The following is a 4,997-nucleotide window of genomic DNA, read 5'->3' on the forward strand; positions in this document are numbered from 1 at the left end:
ATTACTTACTATAACCACCATAGATATCAATGGAATCGAAAAAAGATGACCCCTGTTCAATACAGAGATCATCTTTTAGAAGTAGCTTAGGCTTTTTAAAAATGTCCTTTACAAAGGGTACACTTTAAACTCGAGACTGGTTTTTTTAAATCAAAATTAATTAGCAAACGTAAGCTGCACCGATGATAATTAATAAAATAAATAACACAACGATTAACGCAAATCCTCCGCCGTAAGCACCAGACATATGTGCTCCTCCTTTCATTTATGGAAAGCCACCAGATTAAGAATAGTCAAAAGGGGCTTCACTGCCCCCCTTAACAGTCCTTATCCGGTGAATCTACATTATCCTGAGGCTGAATTATAGCCAAGCTGCACCTACAATGATTAGCAAGATGAACAGTACAACAATTAACGCGAAACCTCCGCCGTATGCGTTACCCATAACTTTCCACCTCCTTTGAAGCGCTAGTTTATCTTATTCAAGTTACTCGCCTTTTGTTTAGGCATTTGTCATATTTTTATTTTTTTAACAAATATACGCGGCACCAACGATGATTAATAAGATGAACAGCACTACGATCAACGCGAATCCGGAATTGTATCCACAGCTCATATTTATTACCTCCTTTTCTCTATTCGTTGTTATCATATGAAGGAACCTGGGAAATGGGTGTGTAAAATGCCCATTTTTAATAAGTTAAGTTTGGAAAATATTTTTTTTCATGGAAAAAGTGTGATATAGTATGGATTGTAGAAATTTGACAAGCTGTTAGAATATTTATTTTAGGAGATGTTCAACATGAAAAAGTGGATAATATCAGTGACACTTGCCACCGGAATGATAGGACTTGCCGGCTGCAGTGGAGACGGTGCAGAAAACAGCGAGGTTGTAGCAACTACCAAGGCTGGGGATGTAACGAAAGAAGAGCTTTACAAATCAATGAAGCAGAAGTTCACTCCTCAAATGGAACAAGCTCTGCAAGAACTTATTTATACAAAAGTGCTTTCTGATAAATATGAAGTAAGCGATAAAGAAGTAGAAGAAAAGCTGAATGAAGCTAAAGACCAGTTAGGTCCACAATTTGACATGTTCCTCCAACAATATAACCTGGATGAAAAATCTTTTAAAGAATACTTAAAGCTGCAGCTGCTTCAGGAAAAAGCTGCGATCTCTGATGTGAAAGTAACAGAGAAGGAACTTAAAGAGTATTATGAAAAGTGGAAGCCTGATATCCAAGTACGTCATATCCTTGTTGACGACGAAAAAACGGCTAAAGAAGTGAAACAAAAGTTAGCGGACGGCTCTAAGTTTGAAGAGCTCGCGAAAGAATACTCCAAAGATCCCGGTTCTGCTGAAAACGGGGGAAGTCTTGGATGGGTAGATTATGCAGGCCGTCAAAACTTTGTGCCTGAATTCTCTAAAGCACTTGATACATTAGAAAAGGGTAAAGTCAGCGAGCCTATCAAAACAGAATATGGATTCCATATCATCGAAATCACTGACAAGAAAGAAAAGAAATCATTTGATGAAATGAAAAAGGAACTTGAAAAGGAATTAAAACTTTCCAAAGTAGATCCTCAAAAAATTCAAGATGCCATGAAGCGTGAAATCGAGAAAGCAGACTTGAACATTAAAGATAAAGATTTGAAAAAAGCGTTTGAGCAAGTATTGAACCCGCCTGCTGCTCCTGAAAATGGGGAAACACCAGCTCCTGAGAACGGAGAAACACCTGCAACTGAAGAGTAAAGAAAAACAAAAAAGAAGCCTGAAGATTTTCTTCAGGCTCCTTTTTTATGTGCATCATTCTTAATCTGTTAAGAGAATTGACGTCTCCGTTCTTTTTCATCTTCCATCCGGGTAATGTAGACTTCTCCTTCTTTCTGAATCCAATCTTCTTCCACCTGCTTTTCTTCTTTTGCAGATTTAATGGTCATGAAGGCACTGGCGAATATTCCTGCCACAACGAAATACATCCAAATAGGTAGAGTCACTTACTTCATCTCCTTATAGTTTGTCCTTCCTTGTTAACACTATATGATATTCAATAAGGAAACATACCCTATTATTGGAGTTTAATTTGAATGCAATGCACTGCTTATAAATTGATTACTTATGGAAAGCAGGTTTATAGAATGTGCGATTATCAAGCGGGAAGATCCTTTCGGTATATTCCCCAGGCTTCACTCGTTCCAAAGCACGATCGAGCATATTCATTTTGGCATCGACATTATCGATATAATGCAGGATTTCTGCTTCTCTGATCATCGGAGGTTTCGGACTTCCCCAATCAGCTTTCCCGTGGTGGCTTAATACCAAGTGTTGAAGAATCATAACCTCTTCGCCTTCGATACCCAGTTCCCTGGCTGTCTTTCCAATTTCATTGACCATGATCGAAATATGACCGATCAGATTTCCCTCGATGGTATATGTCGTTGAGGTTGGACCTGATAATTCAATAACTTTCCCTAAATCGTGAAGAATTACACCTGCATATAAAAGGTCGGTATCAAGAGACGGATACAAGTTTGCAATTGCTTTCGACAGATCGAGCATGGATACGACGTGATAAGCAAGGCCCGATACGAATTCATGATGATTTTTTGTAGCAGCAGGATACTCAAGAAATGGTTTTTGGTATTTTTTGATAAGATGCCTTGTAATCCGTTGGATGTTTGGATTTCTCATTTCAAATACATATTGTGTGATCTTGCTTGTCATTTCATCGATCGATAATGGTGCTGTTTGTAGAAAGTCCGACATTGTGTGCCCATCTGCCGGTGATGCTGGCCGGATTTGCTTGATTTTCAGCTGACTTTTGCCTCGATAGCTATGTACATCCCCTACCACTTTCACGATGGTTTCCGGCTGATATGCTTTTTCATCCTGCTCTGATGCGTCCCACAGCTTTGCTTCCATTTCACCGCTTTTATCCTGAAGGATTAGAGTTAAAAATGGCTTGCCTGTGTTTGTCGTCCCTTTTGTCATCTGTTTGATCAGAAGATATAAATCTGCAGTCTCCCCTACGTTATATGTCATGATTCCAGTCATATTCATCCTCCGTCCTCTTTTAAATATTCTTTAGTATAACATATTTTGATAGATTCATTGCTCCTCTGGTACGATTCGACTTATGGCAAGTGCATCTATAAGCCCCCCAATACTGCAATGTAGCCACATATGAACGTGGACTTATACAAGCACCGTTTTATCTAACAGGAGGGTTTCTTTTTCCTCAAAGTAATCTCTGATATGAGGATGACAGGTGAATAACAAGATTTGATGGTCTTGTGCCATCTTTCTAAGCAAATCTACAAATGCCCCAGTTCTCTCAGAATCAAAGTTAACCGCCCCATCGTCGATCAAGAGAGGTAAACGGTAAATGTCTTTGAAGGACTGAACAAGTGCGAATCTTATGGCAATGTAGAGCTGTTCTTTCGTTCCCTGGCTCAGCTCGACTGCCTGAAAACGTGTACCGTCTTTCCTATCGACTTCTATTATTTCATTTTCAGTGAAATGTATGGACTGATAAGTTCCTTTAGTCAGTATCGTAAAGTTTTCTTCTGCCAGTTTTATGACGTTTGGCATTTTCGTTCGCTGATAATGATGAATCGTTTTATGGAGACTCTCCTGAGCAAGAGTATATTTAGACCACTTCATGATGTACTCCTGCAGTTCCGCTTTTTTATCTTGAAATTCCTGAAGGAGCTTTGAATAGCTGCTGCCTTCCTCTAATAGTTTGATCTCATGTTCGACGGAAGCAAGCTCCTTTTGGTGCTGTGAAATGTCGTGAATCAGCTCTTCTATCCGTAATCCAATATTCTTCAACTTTTTCGTTACATCTTCTTTGAATTCAAAGGAAGAAAACAAGGTCAGGGTATCTTGATTTATTCTGGTTTTCATACCTTCAAACCTGGCAAGAAGCTCTTCTTTTTCTTCTGCCTTAAGCGCTAGATTACGGAAATCCTCTTCATCCTTGCATCCTGCTTCTTTTATCAGGGAGTCGATCTCACTGTTTACTTTTTGCAGGTGAACATCAGATTGTTCCCTTTCAAGGCGCAGAGGTTTTAGATCTGACTGAATTTGTTCAATGATGAGTTTTTTTCTCTCCGCTTCCTGCAAAATACCCTTCATTCTTACAAAAGATTCCTGCATCGTTGTAAACACGAACGAATGTTTGACAAACCATTCTTCACACTCATTTGAGAATTCATCGATTTTTTCCTGAAGAATCTGTTCGTCATTTCTTATCTGTCTTAATGTTTCATAATTCTGCACAAGAGACTTGATTTCACCAAATGTGTCTTTCATCCATTTCAAAGGAAACTCTGGCGGCAAATATAAAGCTTCTTTCATTTTCTCCAGTGCTTCGATCTCCATGTTGAGTTTGTATTTGGCTGTTTCCAGGTGTTTACGAAGTTTCTCTAATTTAGATTCTTGTACCTCAAGTTGAAGGATGTGCTGCTTCCATTCACTGCGGTAATCCATCTGTTCACTTAAGATCTGTTCTGATTGATCCAGATCCGTGGATTCACCACTCATTTCACTGATCCCGCCAGATATTTCACTGGCTTTTCCTCTTAAATCTTGAAGCCGTTTATTATTTTCATTCAATTGTTGCCTGGACTTCCATCCGTTAAAGGCGAGAAGTGAAATAATCAGAAGTGCAAGAAAAGCTCCCAAGGCATTATCATTCATCAGCCCCCATATCATGAAAGCTGTCAAAAGCATAGCCGCCATTCCACTGTATAGAATTTGCTGTGAAAAGGATTTACGCTTTGACCGAAGTTCTTTTTCCCCTTCATCAATTTGGTTTTCTACCCATATTTCCTGTTGGAGTGATGCCTGTCTTGCAGACTTTTGTTTCACCTTCTTTTGCAACACTTGATAGTCTTCCTCTTCCATAAGGAGTTCTTCAAGCTCAGCACATTTACCTTCGATCCTTTGCATGGTTTCAATTTCGGCGTCATACTGTTTTTTTAGATTTTCACTTTCA

At 39.1% G+C, this 4,997-nt stretch carries 8 protein-coding genes; 2 read left to right on the forward strand and 6 right to left on the reverse strand.

Annotated features, from left to right (window positions below; all coding sequences use genetic code 11):
• Positions 1–90 (forward strand): IS3 family transposase (locus tag HP456_RS19715; protein ID WP_172250161.1); only part of this gene is annotated, 90 nt, incomplete at its 5' end.
• Between the two features lie 70 nt (positions 91–160).
• On the opposite strand, the gene HP456_RS19720 is transcribed toward HP456_RS19715, so the two are convergent.
• The 3 genes from HP456_RS19720 to HP456_RS19730 all read right to left on the reverse strand — a co-directional run bounded on the left by HP456_RS19720 (position 161) and on the right by HP456_RS19730 (position 616).
• The gene (locus HP456_RS19720) at positions 161–247 is read right to left on the reverse strand and encodes a YjcZ family sporulation protein (protein WP_082051156.1); all 87 of its coding nucleotides are present in this window, start codon (positions 245–247) and stop codon (positions 161–163) included.
• Between the two features lie 114 nt (positions 248–361).
• Positions 362–445: a YjcZ family sporulation protein gene (locus tag HP456_RS19725; protein WP_032089274.1), complete on the reverse strand. Its 84-nt coding sequence runs from the start codon at positions 443–445 to the stop codon at positions 362–364.
• Between the two features lie 84 nt (positions 446–529).
• A complete protein-coding gene (locus HP456_RS19730) occupies positions 530–616 on the reverse strand; it encodes a YjcZ family sporulation protein (RefSeq protein WP_044337791.1) in 87 nt (28 codons plus the stop codon).
• A gap of 186 nt (positions 617–802) precedes the next feature.
• Between HP456_RS19730 and HP456_RS19735 the strand changes: the two genes are divergently transcribed.
• Complete coding sequence (locus HP456_RS19735) at positions 803–1,750, forward strand: peptidylprolyl isomerase (RefSeq protein WP_172254282.1); 948 nt, start codon at positions 803–805, stop codon at positions 1,748–1,750.
• 68 nt (positions 1,751–1,818) lie between these two features.
• On the opposite strand, the gene HP456_RS19740 is transcribed toward HP456_RS19735, so the two are convergent.
• The 3 genes from HP456_RS19740 to HP456_RS19750 all read right to left on the reverse strand — a co-directional run.
• A complete protein-coding gene (locus HP456_RS19740) occupies positions 1,819–1,977 on the reverse strand; it encodes a sporulation YhaL family protein (protein WP_172254288.1) in 159 nt (52 codons plus the stop codon).
• A 133-nt stretch (positions 1,978–2,110) separates the two neighbouring features.
• Positions 2,111–3,052, reverse strand: coding sequence for a 3'-5' exoribonuclease YhaM (yhaM, locus tag HP456_RS19745; RefSeq protein WP_172254284.1), 942 nt, complete (start codon positions 3,050–3,052; stop codon positions 2,111–2,113).
• A gap of 141 nt (positions 3,053–3,193) precedes the next feature.
• The coding region (locus tag HP456_RS19750) for an ATP-binding protein (protein WP_172254286.1) at positions 3,194–4,997 on the reverse strand (1,804 nt) is incomplete at its 5' end.

Origin of the sequence: Bacillus haikouensis (assembly GCF_013179555.1) — a bacterium.
Taxonomy (GTDB): domain Bacteria; phylum Bacillota; class Bacilli; order Bacillales; family Bacillaceae_B; genus Rossellomorea; species Rossellomorea haikouensis_A.

Excerpts from the sequence above, each read along its gene's own strand:
- HP456_RS19740 (WP_172254288.1), bottom strand. The coding sequence starts at position 1,977 with ATGTATTTCGTTGTGGCAGGAATATTCGCCAGTGCCTTCATGACCATT.
- HP456_RS19725 (WP_032089274.1), bottom strand. The coding sequence starts at position 445 with ATGGGTAACGCATACGGCGGAGGTTTCGCGTTAATTGTTGTACTGTTC.
- yhaM (WP_172254284.1), bottom strand. The coding sequence starts at position 3,052 with ATGACTGGAATCATGACATATAACGTAGGGGAGACTGCAGATTTATAT.
- HP456_RS19730 (WP_044337791.1), bottom strand. The coding sequence starts at position 616 with ATGAGCTGTGGATACAATTCCGGATTCGCGTTGATCGTAGTGCTGTTC.
- HP456_RS19720 (WP_082051156.1), bottom strand. The coding sequence starts at position 247 with ATGTCTGGTGCTTACGGCGGAGGATTTGCGTTAATCGTTGTGTTATTT.
- HP456_RS19735 (WP_172254282.1), top strand. The coding sequence starts at position 803 with ATGAAAAAGTGGATAATATCAGTGACACTTGCCACCGGAATGATAGGA.